This window comes from Pseudomonas sp. NBRC 111131 (assembly GCF_001320525.1).
Lineage (GTDB): Bacteria > Pseudomonadota > Gammaproteobacteria > Pseudomonadales > Pseudomonadaceae > Aquipseudomonas > Aquipseudomonas ceruminis.
Genome location: NZ_BCBH01000033.1, coordinates 48,600 through 65,822, shown reverse-complemented (window position 1 = coordinate 65,822; position 17,223 = coordinate 48,600). Strand labels below are relative to the sequence as shown.

General features: G+C 63.4%; 16 protein-coding genes, 1 tRNA gene and 1 pseudogene. 10 read left to right on the top strand and 8 right to left on the bottom strand.

Going from position 1 to position 17,223, the window contains the following annotated elements; all coding sequences use genetic code 11:
• The first annotated feature begins 313 nt into the window (after positions 1-313).
• Together tusA and pdxB are read left to right on the top strand one after the other, a co-directional pair.
• The gene (gene tusA / locus APH34_RS23175) at positions 314-556 is read left to right on the top strand and encodes a sulfurtransferase TusA (RefSeq protein WP_054903113.1); all 243 of its coding nucleotides are present in this window, start codon (positions 314-316) and stop codon (positions 554-556) included.
• Positions 557-616: 60 nt separating this feature from the next.
• On the top strand, positions 617-1,759 hold the full coding sequence (gene pdxB, locus APH34_RS23170; RefSeq protein ID WP_054903112.1) for a 4-phosphoerythronate dehydrogenase PdxB: 1,143 nt from the start codon (positions 617-619) through the stop codon (positions 1,757-1,759).
• Positions 1,760-1,841: 82 nt separating this feature from the next.
• Here pdxB and APH34_RS29650 read toward each other — a convergent pair whose 3' ends face one another.
• Positions 1,842-2,015: a PA1571 family protein gene (locus APH34_RS29650; RefSeq protein ID WP_176514596.1), complete on the bottom strand. Its 174-nt coding sequence runs from the start codon at positions 2,013-2,015 to the stop codon at positions 1,842-1,844.
• 203 nt (positions 2,016-2,218) lie between these two features.
• Between APH34_RS29650 and APH34_RS23165 the strand changes: the two genes are divergently transcribed.
• The 3 genes and pseudogenes from APH34_RS23165 to APH34_RS30410 all read left to right on the top strand — a co-directional run bounded on the left by APH34_RS23165 (position 2,219) and on the right by APH34_RS30410 (position 5,785).
• A complete protein-coding gene (locus tag APH34_RS23165; RefSeq protein ID WP_054903121.1) occupies positions 2,219-3,979 on the top strand; it encodes an ABC transporter transmembrane domain-containing protein in 1,761 nt (586 codons plus the stop codon).
• 189 nt (positions 3,980-4,168) lie between these two features.
• Positions 4,169-4,900: pseudogene (locus APH34_RS30415) on the top strand (HAMP domain-containing protein); the annotation flags it as partial.
• A gap of 117 nt (positions 4,901-5,017) precedes the next feature.
• Positions 5,018-5,785 carry a methyl-accepting chemotaxis protein gene (locus APH34_RS30410; protein ID WP_371263321.1) on the top strand — a complete coding sequence of 256 codons (768 nt, stop codon included), beginning with the start codon at positions 5,018-5,020 and terminating at the stop codon, positions 5,783-5,785.
• Between the two features lie 91 nt (positions 5,786-5,876).
• Here the strand turns inward: APH34_RS30410 and APH34_RS23155 are convergent.
• Together APH34_RS23155 and APH34_RS23150 are read right to left on the bottom strand one after the other, a co-directional pair.
• Positions 5,877-5,953: transfer RNA gene (locus APH34_RS23155), tRNA-Pro, on the bottom strand.
• Between the two features lie 81 nt (positions 5,954-6,034).
• Positions 6,035-6,256, bottom strand: a complete 222-nt coding sequence (locus APH34_RS23150) for a YgdI/YgdR family lipoprotein (RefSeq protein ID WP_054903110.1) — start codon at positions 6,254-6,256, stop codon at positions 6,035-6,037.
• A 176-nt stretch (positions 6,257-6,432) separates the two neighbouring features.
• Here APH34_RS23150 and moaB point away from each other — a divergent pair, with 176 nt between their 5' ends.
• Positions 6,433-6,972 (top strand): molybdenum cofactor biosynthesis protein B, encoded by a 540-nt coding sequence (gene moaB / locus APH34_RS23145; RefSeq protein WP_054903109.1) that lies wholly within the window; start codon positions 6,433-6,435, stop codon positions 6,970-6,972.
• A gap of 22 nt (positions 6,973-6,994) precedes the next feature.
• Positions 6,995-8,182, top strand: coding sequence for a gephyrin-like molybdotransferase Glp (gene glp / locus APH34_RS23140; protein ID WP_054903108.1), 1,188 nt, complete (start codon positions 6,995-6,997; stop codon positions 8,180-8,182).
• Here the strand turns inward: glp and APH34_RS23135 are convergent.
• A complete protein-coding gene (locus APH34_RS23135; protein ID WP_054903107.1) occupies positions 8,171-9,418 on the bottom strand; it encodes a glycosyltransferase family 4 protein in 1,248 nt (415 codons plus the stop codon). The genes glp and APH34_RS23135 overlap by 12 nt on opposite strands.
• Before the next feature lie 342 nt (positions 9,419-9,760).
• Here APH34_RS23135 and yegS point away from each other — a divergent pair, with 342 nt between their 5' ends.
• Positions 9,761-10,642 carry a lipid kinase YegS gene (gene yegS, locus APH34_RS23130; RefSeq protein WP_054903106.1) on the top strand — a complete coding sequence of 294 codons (882 nt, stop codon included), beginning with the start codon at positions 9,761-9,763 and terminating at the stop codon, positions 10,640-10,642.
• On the opposite strand, the gene APH34_RS23125 is transcribed toward yegS, so the two are convergent.
• The 3 genes from APH34_RS23125 to APH34_RS23115 all read right to left on the bottom strand — a co-directional run bounded on the left by APH34_RS23125 (position 10,626) and on the right by APH34_RS23115 (position 13,067).
• Positions 10,626-11,285: a response regulator transcription factor gene (locus APH34_RS23125; RefSeq protein WP_054903105.1), complete on the bottom strand. Its 660-nt coding sequence runs from the start codon at positions 11,283-11,285 to the stop codon at positions 10,626-10,628. The genes yegS and APH34_RS23125 overlap by 17 nt on opposite strands.
• On the bottom strand, positions 11,282-12,172 hold the full coding sequence (locus APH34_RS23120) for a sensor histidine kinase (RefSeq protein ID WP_054903120.1): 891 nt from the start codon (positions 12,170-12,172) through the stop codon (positions 11,282-11,284). The genes APH34_RS23125 and APH34_RS23120 overlap by 4 nt, the downstream gene beginning before the upstream one ends.
• A 385-nt stretch (positions 12,173-12,557) precedes the next feature.
• Complete coding sequence (locus APH34_RS23115; RefSeq protein ID WP_054903104.1) at positions 12,558-13,067, bottom strand: hypothetical protein; 510 nt, start codon at positions 13,065-13,067, stop codon at positions 12,558-12,560.
• Positions 13,068-13,419: 352 nt separating this feature from the next.
• On the opposite strand from APH34_RS23115, the gene APH34_RS23110 reads away from it, so the two are divergent.
• The gene (locus APH34_RS23110; RefSeq protein ID WP_054903103.1) at positions 13,420-14,355 is read left to right on the top strand and encodes a chemotaxis protein CheV; all 936 of its coding nucleotides are present in this window, start codon (positions 13,420-13,422) and stop codon (positions 14,353-14,355) included.
• A 56-nt stretch (positions 14,356-14,411) separates the two neighbouring features.
• Complete coding sequence (locus APH34_RS23105; RefSeq protein ID WP_054903102.1) at positions 14,412-15,215, top strand: MOSC domain-containing protein; 804 nt, start codon at positions 14,412-14,414, stop codon at positions 15,213-15,215.
• Positions 15,216-15,267: 52 nt separating this feature from the next.
• Here the strand turns inward: APH34_RS23105 and APH34_RS23100 are convergent, their stop codons facing one another.
• Positions 15,268-17,196 carry a transglycosylase SLT domain-containing protein gene (locus tag APH34_RS23100; protein WP_054903101.1) on the bottom strand — a complete coding sequence of 643 codons (1,929 nt, stop codon included), beginning with the start codon at positions 17,194-17,196 and terminating at the stop codon, positions 15,268-15,270.
• Between the last annotated feature and the right edge of the window lie 27 nt (positions 17,197-17,223).

The window sequence follows — 17,223 nt, the reverse complement described above, 5'->3', positions numbered from 1 at the left end:
CCAAAAAACGCTGGCTCCTATCATCCGGCCCCTACGCTGCGCTTCGGGGTTCCCTCGCTCCGGTCTTGCTCCCGGGAGGACCGCGCTGAACGGCCCATCCTGGGCCGCAGCGCTTGACGGGCATCCATGCCCGTCACCTCCCTCCGCAAGACCTGCGCTCGGCCTCCTGAAGTCGCAATCGGCGGCGTTTGAACTATCGCGCGCTAGAAGCAAAGGCAAGAGCAGGAGCAACAGCAACAGCAACAGCGGTGGGTATGGGTATTGGTGTGTGGGGCGTGATGGGCCACAATAGCGATCATTTGCGGAGCCCCTCATGACTGACTTCACCCCCGACGCCATCCTCGATGCCTCCGGCCTGAACTGCCCGGAACCAGTGATGATGCTGCACCAGCACGTGCGCAACCTGGCTGCTGGCGGCCTGCTCAAGGTCATCGCCACCGATCCCTCGACCCGCCGTGACATCCCCAAGTTCTGTAACTTCCTCGGCCACGAGCTCCTGCAGCAGCAGGAAGAGGCCGGCACCTACCTGTACTGGATCCGCAAGAAAGCCGACTGAGCCGCGCTGGATCAGGCCGCGCGTAGCGCCTACACTGCGTTCCCCAGACAGGAGAGCGCCATGCTGATAGTTGCCGACGAGAATATCCCGCTGCTCGATGCCTTCTTCCAAGGCTTCGGCGAGATTCGCCGTTACCCAGGCAGGAGCCTCGACCCCGCCAGCGTCAAAGAGGCCGACATACTGCTGGTGCGCTCGGTGACTAAAGTCGACCGCCAACTGCTCGAAGGCAGCAACGTCCGCTTTGTCGGCACCTGCACCATCGGCACCGATCACCTAGACCTGGACTACCTCGCCGAAGCCGGCATTCAATGGAGCAGCGCCCCAGGCTGCAACGCCCGCGGCGTCGTCGACTACGTGCTCGGCAGCGTGTTGACCCTGGCTGACCTGGACGGCGTCGCCCTGCCTCAACGCACCTACGGTGTGGTTGGCGCCGGTGAGGTCGGTGGCCGGCTGGTGCGCGTGTTGCACGGCCTGGGCTGGAAGGTGCTGGTCTGCGACCCTCTGCGCCAAGCCAACGAAGGCGGCGACTTCGTCAGCCTCGAAACAGTCCTCGAACACTGCGATGTGATCAGCCTGCATACCCCCTTGCAGCGTGGCGGTGAATACCCCACCTGGCACCTGCTAGGTCACGCACAACTGGCCCGCCTGCGCCCCGGTGCATGGCTGATCAACGCCAGCCGCGGCCCGGTGGTAGACAATACGGCGCTGCGCGAACTGCTGCTGGACCGCGAAGATGTGCACGCAGTGCTTGACGTTTGGGAAGGTGAACCCCAGGTCGATCTGCAACTGGCCGACCTTTGCACCCTGGCCACACCGCACATCGCCGGCTACAGCCTGGATGGCCGCCAGCGCGGCACGGCGCAGATCTACCAGGCGGTGTGCCGCTTCCTCGGCGAGGCCGAGCGCGTGCAACTGGCCGACCTGCTGCCCCGGCCACCCCTGGCGCAGATCGAACTCGATGGCGCAGCCGACCTCGACTGGGCGCTGGCGACGTTGTGCCGGGCGGTGTATGACCCGCGTCGCGACGATGCCGATTTTCGCCGTAGCCTGAGCGAGGAGGTGGACGAACAGCGCGCGGCGTTCGACCAGTTGCGCAAGCACTATCCGCCACGGCGCGAAATCGAAGGGCTGAAGGTGCGCTTGCACGGCGAAGCGCCGCAACTGGCGCAGATGGTCAGTGCCCTGGGCGGGACCGTGGTCTGACGCAGTCAAACCTGAAGCAGGCCGCCAACCAACAGGCCAATAAAAACCCGGCGCAAGCGCCGGGTTGCAATCAATTCTGCACTTAGCCCTTGTGCACTTTTGCCACCCGGCTGTCTTCCAGGGCCTTGCAGGCCTGTTGGATCATCTGCTCGGTGATGGGCACTTCACGGCCTTGGGCGTCGATGATCGAGCCACAAACTTCAGGTTGCGCGTGATGCTGGGGTTTAGGGGTATCGCTGGCATGCTGCAAGCTCATGTCCTGTCTCCTCGTCAGGTCCGATATCAAGGTAAACCTGTGCCGTGACTGGCCCGTGACAGTGGCTCTTGTAATGTCACGACACAAATAGTCCATCAGAAAGCGCTGCAAATCTCCAGAGCGCCGTTAGAACGATGGGCTATAGCCACTGCCAGGCCGGATGAATGGTAGGCTGCAGGTTCCCTGTCGCTGTGGTCATCGTCATGCCCGAACCGGTTTCCCCTCGCCAGCGTCGCGCCTTGCGCCTCGGCTGGCAGTTCATGCGTCCCTACCGTCGGCAAGCGCTACTGGCTTTGCTGGCACTGGTGGTGACCGCCGCCATTACCTTGTCCATGGGGCAGGGCATTCGCCTGCTGGTGGACCAGGGGTTCATGACCCGCTCCGCGCATCAGTTGAACCAGACCATCGGCTTGTTCCTGATCCTGGTGTTTGCCCTTGCGGTAGGTACTTTCAGCCGGTTCTACCTGGTGTCCTGGATCGGTGAGCGTTGCGTTGCCGATATCCGCCGCGCTGTGTTCGACCATCTGATCGGGCTGCACCCAGGCTTTTTCGAGGACAACCGCAGCTCGGAAATCCAGTCGCGGCTGACCGCCGACACTACGTTGCTGCAGTCGGTGATCGGCTCATCGTTGTCGATGTTCCTGCGCAATGCCCTGATGGTGCTAGGTGGGGTGGTGCTGCTGTTCATCACCAACCCCAAACTCACCAGCATCGTGGTGGTGGCACTGCCGCTGGTGCTGGCGCCGATCCTGCTGTTCGGGCGACGCGTGCGCAGCCTGTCGCGGCAGAGCCAGGACCGGGTGGCGGATGTGGGCAGCTACGTGGCCGAAACCCTCGGGCAAATCAAGACCGTGCAGGCGTATAACCACCAGGCGCGGGATCGCGCACTGTTCGCCGACACGGTCGAGGCGGCATTCACCGTTGCCCGGCGCCGCATTGCCCAACGCGCCTGGCTGATCACCCTGGTCATCGTGCTGGTGCTGGGCGCGGTAGGGGTGATGCTGTGGGTGGGGGGCATGGACGTGATTGCCGGGCGCATCTCAGCCGGCGAGCTGGCGGCGTTCGTTTTCTACAGCTTGATCGTCGGCAGTGCGTGCGGCACCCTCAGCGAGGTGATCGGTGAGTTGCAGCGTGCTGCAGGCGCGGCCGAGCGCATCGCCGAGCTGCTGGCTGCGCGCAGTGCGATTCTGGCGCCTGACGAGGTGCCTGAGAACCGGCAGCGGGCCGTTGGACGCATTGAGCTTGAGCAGGTGGCATTTGCCTACCCGTCGAGGCCGTCAGTAGCGGCTATCGATCATTTGAGCCTGGTGATCGAACCAGGCCAGACGGTGGCGCTGGTTGGCCCATCGGGTGCGGGCAAGTCAACCCTGTTCGACTTGCTGCTGCGCTTCTACGACCCCCAGCACGGGCGCATCCTCCTGGATGGGCAGCCCATCGACACCCTGGCGCTGGCAGACCTGCGCCGCCAGTTTGCATTGGTGGCACAGACCCCGTCCCTGTTTCGGGGCAGTGTCGAAGCCAACATCCGCTACGGCCGGCCCGAGGCGACCCTGGCCGAGGTCGAGGCGGCGGCGCGAGGGGCGCACGCGGACGCATTCATTCGCCAGTTGCCGGAAGGCTACCAGACGGTCCTGGGGGAGGGCGGTATCGGCCTGTCGGGCGGGCAGCGTCAGCGTCTGGCGATTGCCCGTGCGCTGCTGGTGGACGCACCGATCCTGTTGCTTGACGAGGCCACCAGTGCACTCGATGCGCAAAGCGAGCACCTGATCCAGCAGGCGCTGCCCCGCTTGATGGCCGGCCGCACCACGCTGGTCATCGCACATCGCCTGGCCACGGTGCAACACGCCGACCGGATTGCCGTGATTGACAAGGGGCAACTGGTGGCAGTGGGCACCCATCGCCAGCTGATTGAAGAAAGCCCGCTGTATGCCCGCCTGGCCGCACTGCAGTTCACCACCCATTAGTCTGTCCCGTGGTTGTAACATTTCTGTAGCAATTGCTTGAGACTATCTATTTCAACTGTTGCGTAAGTGCTCGACCTCGCTGCTATCGATCGATGGCAGCTTTTTTTTGCCTGCGAACGAGGACATGGATGTCTGTCGCAGCGCTGCCGACGGCGCGCTGTTTCCTTTCTCCTTGTTCCGAGATCCGCGATGTTGCGTAAATCCCTCAGCGTGCAAATTCTCACCCTGCTTGGCGGCAGCCTGGCGGCGATGTTGCTGATCGCGCTGGTGTGCTTCCAGTTTCTATCCTCCAGCGTGCGCAGCTACGCCGAGCTGGTGGAGGGGCCGCTGCGGGCCTCGCAGTTGATCGACGAGGCCAACCTGCAGTTCAAGATTCAGGTGCAGGAATGGAAGAACGTGTTGCTGCGTGGCCGCCAGCCGGCCGAGTTGGACAAATACTGGCAGCAGTTTCAGGCCCGCGAGCAACAGGTTCAGCAATTGCTCGGGCAACTGATCGACAGCAGCGATGCCACGCTCAAGGCGCCCTTGCAGCAGTTGCGTGACAGCCACCGGCAACTGGGCGTTGCCTATGCACAAGGGCGTGAGGCGTTTCTGGCCGCCGGTGGTGATCCAGCGGCGGGCGACCAGGCGGTCAAAGGGGTTGACCGCGCCGCCAGCGAGCAAATGAGTGTGTTGGTCGAACAGCTACGGGCCGAGGCCCGTACGCGCGCTGGCAGCATCAGTGCCAGCGCCGAGCGCACGGTGTGGCTGGGCGTGCTGGTGATGCTGGGGTCGGCGCTGCTGGTAGGCGTACTGAGTCTGTGGCGGGTGAACCGCAGCTTGATCGACCCGATTCGCCAGTTGATCGAATACGTTGCGCAGTTGAGCCAGGGCCACTTTGCCGCACGGGTCGACAGCCATCGAGAGGATGAACTGGGCCGGCTGGCGTCTGCGGCCAATACGTTGCGCGACTTCCTGGCGGAAACCATCGGCCGCCTCAAGGACAATGCCCAGGAGCTGGAGGGCGCCAGCGGCCAGTTGCGCACCCTCGCCAGTGGCATGGCGCGAGGTTCCCATGACCAGTTCCAGCGCACCGACCAGGTGGCCACGGCCATGCACGAGATGTCCGCCACCGCCCAGGAGGTGGCGCGCCATGCCGCCGAGGCCGCCCGCGCGGCCGACGATGCCGACCACAACGCTCAGGCGGGCGAGCAGGTCATGCAGCAAACGATCGATATCATTGCCAGGGTCAACCGCGAAATCGCAGATACAGCCGCAGTGATCCGGCATCTGGAGAGCGACAGTTCGCGCATCGGCAAGGTCTTGGAAGTGATCCGTGGCATTGCCGAGCAGACCAACTTGCTGGCGCTCAACGCGGCCATCGAAGCGGCCCGTGCCGGTGAAGCTGGGCGCGGCTTTGCGGTGGTGGCTGATGAGGTGCGCAGCCTGGCCCAGCGTACGGCGGCCTCGATCGCCGAAATCCATCAGATCATTGAGGCGGTGCAGTCTGGCGCGGTAGAGGCGGTGAAGGCCATCGAAAGCGGCCAACGGCGCAGCGAGGAAGGGGCTGAGCAGGTGCAGCAGGCCGGGCAGATGCTGCAGCGTATCACCACAGCCGTCGAGGCCATCCGCGACATGAACCGGCAGATCGCCACCGCGGCTGAAGAGCAGACCAGCGTGGCCGAAGACATTTCGTGCAACCTGATCGAGATTACCCGCATTGCCACCGCCAACCAGGAAGCGGTGCACCATACCGAACAAGCCGGCCAGCGCCTGCACGGGTTGTCGGGGCAGCTGGGTGAAGTAACCTCGCGGTTGACCGCATAGTGCTTGCCGGCCTCCATTCAGAGGCCGGTCCAGGTTCCACGCATTTTCCAGGCGCAACAAAAAGCCCGCACAAGGCGGGCTTTTGAGGATTTGGTCGGAGAGACAGGATTCGAACCTGCGGCCTTCTCGTCCCGAACGAGACGCGCTACCTGGCTGCGCTACACTCCGATGAACAAAATCCTACTGCATCGTTTTTTTGAGCGCAAGCCCTTTTAACAACAAGGGCTTACGTTCAAAACAGGGGCTCGATCAGAGCTCCTTGACGGTACGCACCTGATCTTTGTTCAGGCGCGTGCGCTTGCCATCGAGTTGCTCGAATTCGTAGAAGCCGGAGTCCTCGTCATAAGAGGGGGTGTCCACTGCCTGGATCTCGCGGCCGTCATTCAGGGTAATCACGGTCGGCGAAGCGCAACCGGCGAGGGCGCCAAGGCCCAGGGCAAGCAGAAAGGCGGGAAGGGTCCGTTGAATCATCATGTTTCTCCAGTGCGATGGTGCTAGATGACCTTTATGACGCAGGGCTTCTGCGCAAGTTCCTTTGCAGTGCAGCATAGCGCGATTCGCTGCGTATTGATCCAGGTCTGCCAAGGCTGCCTTGAAGTGGGCTGTGATATAAATGCGAGCATCCTCTTTTCCTGCGATGGACACTCATGAAAGCCAAGGCAGATACCCCCTTCGTGGCGCTGAACATTGCCGTGCTGACGGTCAGCGATACCCGCACCTTTGAAAACGATACGTCCGGGCAGATGTTCGTGGACCGTCTGACAGCCGCAGGCCACCGGCTGGCGGCACGAGTGCTGCTCAAGGACGACCTGTACAAGATTCGCGCCCAGGTCGCGACGTGGATTGCCGACGACAGCGTGCAGGTTGTGTTGATTACCGGTGGTACCGGGTTCACGGGTCGCGACAGCACACCCGAAGCGGTCGCTTGCCTGCTGGACAAGCAGGTCGAGGGCTTCGGCGAACTGTTTCGGCAGATTTCAATAGCCGACATCGGGACCTCCACTGTGCAGTCGCGAGCGTTGGCAGGCCTGGCCAATGGCACCCTGGTTTGCTGCCTGCCGGGCTCGACCAATGCTGTGCGCACTGGCTGGGACGGCATCCTCGCCGAACAGCTGGATGCCCGCCATCGCCCTTGCAATTTCGTCCCCCATCTGAAGCAGGCAGCGGCCTGCGAAAGCCGTGGTTGAGGCATCGTCGGCCCGGCCGCTGATGCCGGTGGAGGAAGCCCTGGAGCGCTTGCTGGCGTTGGCCGAAGCGGCTCCGATCAAGGACATCGAGAGCGTGTCGTTGGCTGAAGCCGAGGGCCGCGTGCTTGCCACCGACCTGGTCGCCTCGCTCGACCTGCCGCCCTGGCCGAACAGTGCCATGGACGGCTACGCGCTGCGCCTGGCGGACTGGCAGGGCGAGCCGCTGGTGGTCAGCCAGCGCATTTTTGCCGGGCACGCGCCCGACGCCCTGCAGCCTGGCACCTGCGCCAGGATCTTTACCGGGGCGCCACTGCCCGCCGGTGCCGACTGTGTCGAGATGCAGGAAAACACCGCAGTACTGGACGATGGCCGGGTGCGCTTTCTCGAACCCCTCAAGGTGGATCAGAATGTGCGCCCGCAGGGTCAGGAAACCCGCAAAGGTGAGCAGGTCATGTGCGCGGGCACGCGGCTGGGGCCCATCGAGCTAGGCCTGGCTGCCACACTGGGCTATGCCGAAGTGGACGTGGTACGACGGGTACGGGTGGCGGTGCTGTCCACCGGCGACGAACTGGTCGAGCCTGGCCAGCCCCTGGGCCCGGGGCAGATCTACAACAGCAACCGGCGCCTGCTGGTCAGTTGGCTGCAGCGCCTGGGTTGTGAAGTGCGTGACAGTGGCATCCTGCCCGATGACCTGGCGTGTACCCGCGAATGCCTGGCCAGCCTGGGCGATGTCGACCTGATACTGTCCACTGGCGGCGTGTCCGTGGGAGAGGCCGACTACCTCGGTGCGGCGCTGCGCGAAGCGGGTGAGCTGGCGCTGTGGAAGCTTGCGATCAAACCGGGCAAGCCGCTGACCTTCGGCCATTACCACGGTGTGCCGGTGATTGGCCTACCAGGCAACCCGGCGTCGACCCTGGTTACCTTCGGCCTGCTCACGCGCCCCTACCTGTTACGCCGTCAAGGTGTGGTCGAGGTCACGCCGCTGCGGTTCGACGTGCCGGCAGGGTTCGACTGGCCCAAGGCAGGCACCCGGCGTGAATACCTGCGCGCACGGATCGACAATGGCCAGGTACGCATCTACAAGAACCAGAGTTCGGGTGTGCTGCGCAGCGCCGCCTGGGCTGAGGGCCTGGTCGAGGTGCGCGAAGGCAGCACGCCGAAGACCGGAGACAGCGTGCCGTTCATACCGTTGAGCGAACTACTTGGCTGACCGCCCGACCCAGGCACCGCGCGGTTGTGTGGCGGTGGCGGTGGCCGCCTGGGTCAGCCGCATGTGCACGTTTTCCAGTTGTTGGGCGGCCACGCTCCAGTCGTGACGTTGCCGGGCAAACTGGCGGCCGGCTTCGCTCAGTTGGCACATGCGCCAGGGTTGGTTCAGCAACTGCGTGATCAGCAGTGCCAACTGGTCGCCGTCATCGCTGCCCAGGTAATGTTCACCATTGTTCACGCCAAGGCCGGAAACGCCCTTGCCGGTGGTAATCACCGGCAGCCCGGCGGCCATCGCTTCGAGAATTTTCACCTTCGAACCGCCAGCGTAGCGCAGCGGTGCAAAGAACAGCGCTGAGCGGCGCTGCAGTTCGCGCAGGTCAGGACGATAACCGAGCCATTCGATACGGGGATCGTTCCAGTGCAGCTTCCAGCTGGCAGGCATCGCGTGCCCGGCAATGGCCAGGCGCACGGCTGGGTTGCTCATCCATACTTGCGGCAGGATTTCTTCCAGCGCCCACTCGATGGCTTCCAGGTTGGCGCCGTACTCGAAGTTGCCGACGAACAGCAATCGCTGGCTGTGCAGGGCGGGGCGTACGTCCTGGTAGTAAGCGCAATCCACCCCATTGACCACCACGTTGACCGGGCGCCCGCTGATCTGGCTGATCAACTCAGCGTCATGGGCACTGACCGCCACCACTTCACTGGGTTGGCACAGTACGCGTTGTTCCCAGCGGCGGTAGCGCCAGCGGTCGAACGCGTTGAGTGGGCGCAGCCACAGCGGCAGGCGGTCATGGCAGGCCGCACCCATCACCGATTCGAGGGTGTGCTCGCTGAGCATGTACGGCAAGCCACGGGCCTGCAGCGCCTTTTCGAACGGCTGGAAGCTGTAGCTGTGCTCAATTTGGATGACGTCCCAAGGCTCGTCCAGCAATTGCTCGAAACGGTGGCGCAGGCAAGGTGCCAAGCCATTGATGATCGCCCGCATGGGGTAGTCGATGATCGGCGAAGCCAACAGGTTGAGCGGGCTGTGCAGGGCGCGCCGGGGTAGCACGATCAAGCGCTCTACCAGGGGGGTGAGGGCTTCGCGGGTCGCATCGCTCAAGGGGATTTTGGTCTGCACCAACAAGGTGATCCGGTGGCCATGTTGCGCAAGGGCGCGCAGCAGATGGTATTGCCGGGCCTTGCAACCACTGGTGGTGGGCCACGGCAGATAGGGCAGTGTCCAGAGAATGCGCATGAGCCGGAATCCTCGTTAAAGGCCGCGGACAAAAAACGCGCCCTTGGCAGCCAGCTGATTGCTGCTGCCGGTACGCGTCCGTAGCTAACAGTAAAGCGCACGATGGCGCCTTCGCCCAGGTGATTGCGGGCTTGTTGGTACGATTTTCGTCAAAAAATCGTCTTGTTTGAATGATTGACCTAAAACAGCCAAAGAGTTGTCGAGCATGGAGGGTCTGGAAAGGGCGCTTTTGCTCGAACAGGCAGGCCCATGACCTGGCGGTGCTTAATTTCCTGCGCCATGCAGCATTCTGCCGCTGCCAGTGGTCGAGATCTGCACTGGTTGTCCCGATGGAGAAGCGTGATGCGCAAGGCGATATTGATCCTGCATGGCAAGCAGGCGATGAACGAAGAGGTGCGCAAGGCCGTGCTCGCGCAGCGCGAACAGGGTTGGACGCTGGACGTGCGGGTGACCTGGGAGGCGGGCGATGCTCAGCGGCTGGTCAGCGAAGCGCTGGCGGCCGACTATACGCACGTGGTTGCCGGTGGCGGGGACGGAACCTTGCGCGAAGTGGCTGAAGCCATGGGGCAGGCGGGCACCGAGGCCAGCCTGGTGCTGCTTCCGTTGGGCACAGCGAATGATTTTGCCAGGGCCGCCGGCGTTTCGCTGCAGCCTGCGCAGGCGTTGGCTCTGCTGGAGGTGCCGGCACGGCCGATCGATCTCGGGCGGGTGGGTGAGCAACTGTTTCTGAACATGGCCACCGGCGGCTTTGGCAGCCAGGTCACGGCCAGCACCTCTGAAGACCTGAAGAAAGTGCTGGGCGGTGCGGCCTACCTGTTCACCGGCCTGTCCCGCTTCAGCGAGCTGCAGGCGGCGTCGGTGGAGGTGGCCGGTCCGGACTTCCATTGGCAAGGCGAGCTGCTGGCACTGGGCATCGGCAACGGCCGCCAGGCCGGTGGCGGGCAGGTGTTGTGCCCTGAGGCGAGGGTGGACGATGGCTTGCTTGACGTTGCGATCCTGCCGGCACCGCAGCAGGTAGTGGGGGCTCTGCGTGACCTGCTGGGCGGTGAGGGGCTGTTTGTACGCGCGCGCGTGCCGTGGGTTGAAGTCAAGAGCACGCAAGGCCTGGACATGAACCTCGACGGTGAGCCGCTGCAGGCCGAAAGCCTGCGTTTTGATGTTCGCCCTGGCGCGTTGCGCCTGCACCTGCCGGGCGACTCGCCGCTGCTCAGTCGTCCAGGCTGATGATCTTTTCGCGCACGGCAAACAGCACCAGACCGGCAACGTCGTAGATCTGCAGACGCTTCATGATCTGCGAGCGGTGGGTTTCGACGGTCTTGATCGACAGGCCCAGGCCCGTGGCGATCTCGCGGGTGGACTTGCCGCGTACGATCAGGCGCAGGATTTCCAGTTGTCGCGCCGTCAGGTTGTGCCGCTCGGTATCCGGTTGTTTACCGTGCTGGGCGCGCATGAGTGCCTGGTTGATCACCGTGTGGGCGATGGCCGGGCTGAGGTAGCGCTCGCCGGTGCGCAGGGCGGCAAGCGCCTGCTCCAGTTCGGTGGCAGTGGCATCCTTGAGCAGATAGCCATGGGCGCCGCTCTCCAGGGCCCGCATGATCAACTCCGGGTCGGTGTGCATCGACAGGATCAGCACCTTGCACGTGTTGCCCGTGGCGCGCAGCAGGGTGAGGGCGTCGAGGCCACTGGTGGTGCGCATGGAAATGTCCAGCAGGACAATGTCCGGGTGCAGTTGCTGAACATGCTCGAGCAGCTGACCACCATCGTCGGCCTCGCCAACGACGGTGTAGCCGGGGATATCGGACACCAGGGCACGGACCCCGGCACGGATCAGCGAGTGGTCATCCACCAGCAGCAATCTACAGGTCATCGGGAAACAGGCGTCCTGGCACGTTCATGGGTGCGTGGTGGCCACGGGAACAGCACCACGATCCGGGTGCCCAGGCCAGGCTGGCTGGCGATCTCCAGGCTGCCCTGCAGGGCAGTGGCACGCTCCTGCATGCCGGCCATGCCCCGTTGGCCTGCCACGGCCGGGTTGGCCGCCGGCGTGAATCCCTGGCCATCATCTTCGATCGACAACGTTAGGCCGGCGGCGCTGCGCTGCAGGCGGATGGTCAGGTTACGCGCCTGGGCATGGCGCAGCATGTTGGTGACAGCCTCCTGGGTGATGCGGAAGGCGGCCATGGCCACCTCCTCGCAGATCCCGCCCAGGCGTTGGTTGCATTCCAGGCTCCAGTGCACATCGGAGTTTGCCAGCGTACGCACCAGGTGAGCGCGCAGGCTGGCTTCCAGGCCAAGGCTGGCCAACTGGCGCGGGTTGAGAATGGCGGAGACGTCACGGACTTTGCCCAGGGTGTCTTCCAAGGTGCCGCGCAAGGTCCCGAAATGCGCTTGCAAGTCGTCGGGGACACGGCGTTGCAGCCATTCCACCTGGAGTTTGGCGGCGGTCAGCAACTGGCCGATGTCGTCGTGCAGTTCACGGCTCAGGTGCTGGCGTTCGCTTTCCTGAACCTTGAGCATGCGGTCGGCCAGTTCCGCCGGGCGCATGCTGATCGACTTGGCGCCGTGCCTGAGGTGCCAGGCGACCCCGAGCATGGCCACCAGCTGCAGCAGTAGCAGGCTGGCCGGCATCGCGTTGCCCTGCACCAGCAGCAACAGATTGGCAACCAGCGAGCCCACGCACAGCAATGCCGTCGCCCAGCGCAGCAGGGTAGCGCGAGAACGGCAGCGCAAAGGGGTCTTCAAGCGTGGGAACATAAATTGGGAAGCCACTGAAGTCTTGCTGATGGAGGCCTTGCACATGTTTTGCCAGAGGCTTTGGCGTCGTGCTTTCAATTAATCGCCGAGCGGATGAGTAAGCGTTCTGTATACGGTCGGCCGGTATTTGTTAGTGCGCATGGTAACACCTCGGACCGGTTTGGTCGCGGCTGGGCAATGCTTTGAAACCTCGGGATCTGCGGGTGGAACACGACTTTTTGGCGAAGGCAATGGCTATCAAAGTGATGTCACTTAGTCCAACGGTGGGCGGCCCATTTCAACTTGGGATTGTCATGGGTCAACTGCAGGTGCCTGAACTAACAGCTGTTCACAAGTTCGACCTGGGTGCGGCATTTAATACGCACTTAGTTGGATTGCCGCCCCGCTAATGTGCCTGGTTGGGCAGGCTGGGCGTGGCGCCCTGTGGCAGGCTCTGGTGAGGATGATCGCAGCGGTTGCCCTGTTCGTGGCACGGCGCACACGTTTGCGGCACCGGTTGATCCAGCACGGTGGCCAGTTCGGTCAGCAGCGCGACTTGCTCGCTGGTGTCCAGGGCCAGGCGGCCGGTCTGGGCGTCGACCAGCTCCAGCTGCCAGGCCAGCAGGGTCAGGCAGGCATCCAGCGCCGGCAAGGCCTTGCTGTGCAGGTGCTGGCGTTGGCAGGCCGGTGCCAGCAACTGCTGCAGCACGGTGCAGTAGTGAGCGACTTCAAGCAGGCCCAGGCCGCTGGCGCGACGTGCCAGGGTATCGAGGGTGTGGCTGAGGCAATGACAGGCGTCCGGGTCATTGGCGATCAACTCCAGGTGCTGCAGGCATTCCTGGCACTGGGTCAGCAAGACCTGAGCATCCAGCAGGAATTCCTGCAGGGCGCCGCTCTTTGGGACTGTGCTGTCCATCAAGACACTCCAGTGCGCAGGGCAGGAGCAGAAAATGGGCACGCCATGTCGATCGCTAGCAAAAGCCTGACTCCATTCATGCAATGAGAATGGCGTCACATTAATGGCTAAAGGATATCGCGAACATCAGCTTTAGCCCGATTGCTACTAAGGGTTTCCCTGATGCCTGCCTAGGGGGTGGCAGGTGGGAATCGCTGTCGATCTGGGCGTTGAGGACCGCAGTAAAGCATGATGGTAATTTGATATCAATTGCCCTGTGCGGCATTTTCCCGTGAGGGTCAAGCTGCGCCTTGAGCCGCCGATACAGGGTGAATGAATTCACATTTTCCGACTCAAGCCTGGAGGTTTTCCAATGGCTGGCATTCTCGACACGGTAGACCAACGAACGCAACTGGTAGGTGAGAACCGCCTGGAAATACTGATGTTTCGCCTGGCTGGCCGCCAGCTGTTCGCAATCAACGTGTTCAAGGTGCAGGAAGTGCTGCAACTGCCCAAGCTGACCTTGATGCCACAGCGTCACGCATTCGTCTGTGGTGTGGTCAACCTGCGCGGGCAAACGTTGCCTGTGATCGACCTGTCCCAGGCGATCGGCATGCGCCCGCTGCAACCCGGGCCGGACAGCACCATCATCGTCACCGAGTACAACCGCTCGGTGCAGGCATTTCTGGTGGGTGGGGTCGATCGCATCGTCAACATGAACTGGGAGGCCATCATGCCGCCGCCTTCCAGTGCGGGCCGCCAGCATTACCTGACGGCCATTACCAAGGTCGATGACAAGCTGGTGGAAGTGATCGACGTGGAGAAGGTGCTGGCCGAGATCGTGCCGTACAACGCCAGGGTGTCCGGTGACAAGCTGGCCGACCCGGTGCTGGCCCGCGCCCGAGGCCGTGAGGTGCTGCTGGTGGATGACTCCAGTGTTGCCCTGGCGCAGCTGCGGGACACCCTGTCGCAACTGGGGGTGAAGCTGCATGTGGCCAGTGATGGCCTGAAAGCATTGCGCATGCTCAAGGGCTGGGCCGACGCTGGCGAGGATGTCTGCGAGAAGCTGCTGATGGTGTTCACCGATGCGGAAATGCCGGAAATGGATGGCTACCGGCTGACGACCGAGATCCGCAACGACGCGCGCCTGCGCAAGCTTTATGTGGTGTTGCACACCTCGTTGTCGGGCAGCTTCAACGAATCGATGGTCAAGAAAGTCGGCTGTGACAACTTCCTCTCCAAGTTCCAGCCCGATCGCCTGGTCGATGTGGTCAAACAGCGCCTGCTTCTGGATACCACCACCGCGTGATCCATGCCGCTGCCGGGTATAAGCTTGCTGTTTGACATGGCACGAGGCAGGCAGGGATGTTTCTGAGTGAGCTGTACCGGTACCCGGTGAAGTCAGGCCAGGCGCAATGCCTGCAGGCATGCGCGGTAGACCCTCTTGGTCTGTCAGGCGACCGGCGCTGGCTGGTGGTCGAGGAAGACAACGGACGCTTCCTGACCCAGCGCGCCTGGCCGCAACTCAGCCAGCTCAAGGCGAGCGTAAGTGAGGCGGGGGCGTTGCGGTTGGAGACCCCAGGGCAGGCGCCGGTGCAGGTGGCAGTGCCGCCTGCTGACGAGGGCTTGCGTGGTGTGACCCTCTGGCGCGATACCTTGCGCGTGCCGGATGCAGGTGATGAGGCTGCAGCCTGGCTGTCGCAACTGCTTGGCAAGCCGGTACGGCTGGTCTATTGCCCGGAGCAGCGGGCGCGCTACCTGCCCAGTGGCTACGGCTTGAACAGTGACCGTGCGGCGTTCCCCGATGGTTTTCCGTTGTTGCTGATCGGCCAGGGCTCGCTGGATGAGTTGAACCGGCGCATTGGCCGGCCCATGGAAATGCTGCGCTTCAGGCCAAACCTAGTGGTGCAGGGGGCAGCGCCGTTTGCCGAGGATGGCTGGAAGCGCATACGCATTGGCGGGTTGCAGTTTCGTGTGCTCAAACCCAGCGTGCGGTGCATCTTCACCACGCTGGACCCGGCGACCGGGGCACGCAGCCCGGACCGTGAGCCGTTGACCACGCTCAAGACCTTCCGCGAAAAGGAGGGGGATATTTTATTCGGGCAGAACCTGGCGGTAGATGGCAGTGGCCGGCTGGCGGTAGGGATGGAGGTCGAAGTGCTGGAATAAGGGGGCGTTACCGGCCTCTTCGCGGGTTACCCGCGAAGAGGCCGGATGCGGATCACATGTCGTCGAAATACCGCTCGTGCCAATCCACCAGGGGTTGCGGTGCATTGAGCTTCTGCCCGTAGATCACCGAGTACGACAGCACGTTCTGCACGTACTGGCGTGTCTCGTCGAATGGGATCGACTCCACCCACACATCGAAACTCAGGTGTTTGGCCCCCTTGAGCCACTGGCGTACCCGGCCGGGGCCGGCGTTGTAGGCCGCCGAGGCCAATACGCGGTTGCCGTTGAACTGGCTGTGCACCTGGCTCAGGTAGGCGGCGCCCAGCTGGATGTTCTTGTCCGGGTTGAACACCTGCTGCGGCGAGGCCAGCGGGATGCTGAACTTGCGTGCGGTCTCCTTGGCCGTGGCTGGCATCAGTTGCATGAGGCCGCTGGCGCCGACGCTGGAGCGGGCATCTTCCATGAAGGCGCTTTCCTGACGGGTGATGGCGAATACCCAGCTTGAGTGCAGCCCGCGTACCTTGGCTTCACGTACCAGGGTATCGCGATGGGCCATCGGGAAGCGGATATCCAGATCGTCCCAGTACTGCGCCTGGCTGATGGTGCGAATGGCCGGGAAGTACCAGCGCAGGTCGTAGGCCAGGCGCGCCTGGGCCACCATCTCGTCACGGTTGAAGTGACGGCTGACGTGGTACCACTCACGGCGGCCTTCGACGATCTGGCCACGGGCATGGAACTCCAGGGCGCGCTGGATACCTGGGGTATTGCGTACCTTGTTCACCAGTTGCGGGCTGAGTACCAGCGGTTTGTTGTTCAGTTGATAGGGCGTTTGCGCGCGGTCGGCAGCGAGGAAGCCATAGAAGTCACGTTCACGCGCCACGGTCTTGTACAGCAGTGGAATCTGCGGGTTGTTGGGTTGCGCCAACTCCAGGCTGCGCGCCTGCCAGTACTTCCAGCGGCTACTGCTGGCCAGGTCCTGGGGCAGGCGCTTGGTCAGCTCGTAGGCGTCCTCCCAGCGGCCCAGGCGCAACAGCAGGCGCAGGCGCCATTCGCTGACGGTGTTGTCGCGCAGTTCCGGGTCGTAGCGGGTCATCAGGTCGAGGGCGCGCGGGTCGTAGCGGCGTGCCAGGGTCAGGCCGATCTCGCGCGCGATGGCGACCTTCTCGTCACGGGAGAAGTGCATGCGCTGGGCGTAGTCGTCGAGCAGTGCCATGGCGCGCTCCGGGTCCTGGCGGGCCAGGCGGCGCAAGCCCAGGCTGACCACGTCGGACATGGCCTCGTTGACCGGGGTGAAGCGCGATGGCTGGTTGAGCAGTTCAGGCTTCTGCGCCACGTCCACCAGCAGGCGGCCCTGCGCGCCAAGCGTGGTCAGGGAGTTGACCAGGTTATTGGCCAGGGCGTAGTTGCGCGCCTGGGCTGCCAGCTTGGCCCGGTTCCAGCGTTTGGCTTCGGTCAGCTGGCCTTCGGCGGCCCACATGCCAAACAGGGTGTCGCAGGCGGCCGGTTGCGACTTGCCCACGTTCCACAGTTTTTCTGCGCTGGCGTAGCCCTCGGCGCGCAGGCCGTGGCTGAGCTGGTACTGGCCGTTGAGGCAGTCCAGTTCGGTGAAGTTGAGCTTGGGGTCGTAGTACTTGACGAAGGTGTTCCACTCACCACGCTCGGCCAGCCAGCGCAACCAGCGCAGTTTCATCCAGTTGGCCTGGGGCAGGTCGCCATGCTTGGCCAGGAAACCTTCGATTTCTTCGTTGCTGGCGGTTTTCAGGCGCGCGGTAAGTTCGTCGTACGCCAGGTAGGGGGTCAACGGGTAGTCGCGCAAGGCCGGGGCATAGCGCAGGTAAGGGCCCTTGTCCCCCTTGGCCAGTGCACGCTTGGCCTCATCGTAGTACTGGCGTTGCTGGGAAAGGTCGATGGCCTGCGCCGCGCTGACGGTGGCGGCGGTGAGCAGCAGGCAGGAAGCAATCTGTAACAGGCGGCTGCGCATGATACGTCCGGGCAGTTGAACCATGGG

Coding starts and splice junctions, on each gene's coding strand:
- tusA (WP_054903113.1), top strand. CDS start 314: ATGACTGACTTCACCCCCGACGCCATCCTCGATGCCTCCGGCCTGAAC.
- pdxB (WP_054903112.1), top strand. CDS start 617: ATGCTGATAGTTGCCGACGAGAATATCCCGCTGCTCGATGCCTTCTTC.
- APH34_RS29650 (WP_176514596.1), bottom strand. CDS start 2,015: ATGAGCTTGCAGCATGCCAGCGATACCCCTAAACCCCAGCATCACGCG.
- APH34_RS23165 (WP_054903121.1), top strand. CDS start 2,219: ATGCCCGAACCGGTTTCCCCTCGCCAGCGTCGCGCCTTGCGCCTCGGC.
- APH34_RS30410 (WP_371263321.1), top strand. CDS start 5,018: ATGGCGCGAGGTTCCCATGACCAGTTCCAGCGCACCGACCAGGTGGCC.
- APH34_RS23150 (WP_054903110.1), bottom strand. CDS start 6,256: ATGATTCAACGGACCCTTCCCGCCTTTCTGCTTGCCCTGGGCCTTGGC.
- moaB (WP_054903109.1), top strand. CDS start 6,433: ATGAAAGCCAAGGCAGATACCCCCTTCGTGGCGCTGAACATTGCCGTG.
- glp (WP_054903108.1), top strand. CDS start 6,995: ATGCCGGTGGAGGAAGCCCTGGAGCGCTTGCTGGCGTTGGCCGAAGCG.
- APH34_RS23135 (WP_054903107.1), bottom strand. CDS start 9,418: ATGCGCATTCTCTGGACACTGCCCTATCTGCCGTGGCCCACCACCAGT.
- yegS (WP_054903106.1), top strand. CDS start 9,761: ATGCGCAAGGCGATATTGATCCTGCATGGCAAGCAGGCGATGAACGAA.
- APH34_RS23125 (WP_054903105.1), bottom strand. CDS start 11,285: ATGACCTGTAGATTGCTGCTGGTGGATGACCACTCGCTGATCCGTGCC.
- APH34_RS23120 (WP_054903120.1), bottom strand. CDS start 12,172: ATGTTCCCACGCTTGAAGACCCCTTTGCGCTGCCGTTCTCGCGCTACC.
- APH34_RS23115 (WP_054903104.1), bottom strand. CDS start 13,067: ATGGACAGCACAGTCCCAAAGAGCGGCGCCCTGCAGGAATTCCTGCTG.
- APH34_RS23110 (WP_054903103.1), top strand. CDS start 13,420: ATGGCTGGCATTCTCGACACGGTAGACCAACGAACGCAACTGGTAGGT.
- APH34_RS23105 (WP_054903102.1), top strand. CDS start 14,412: ATGTTTCTGAGTGAGCTGTACCGGTACCCGGTGAAGTCAGGCCAGGCG.
- APH34_RS23100 (WP_054903101.1), bottom strand. CDS start 17,196: ATGCGCAGCCGCCTGTTACAGATTGCTTCCTGCCTGCTGCTCACCGCC.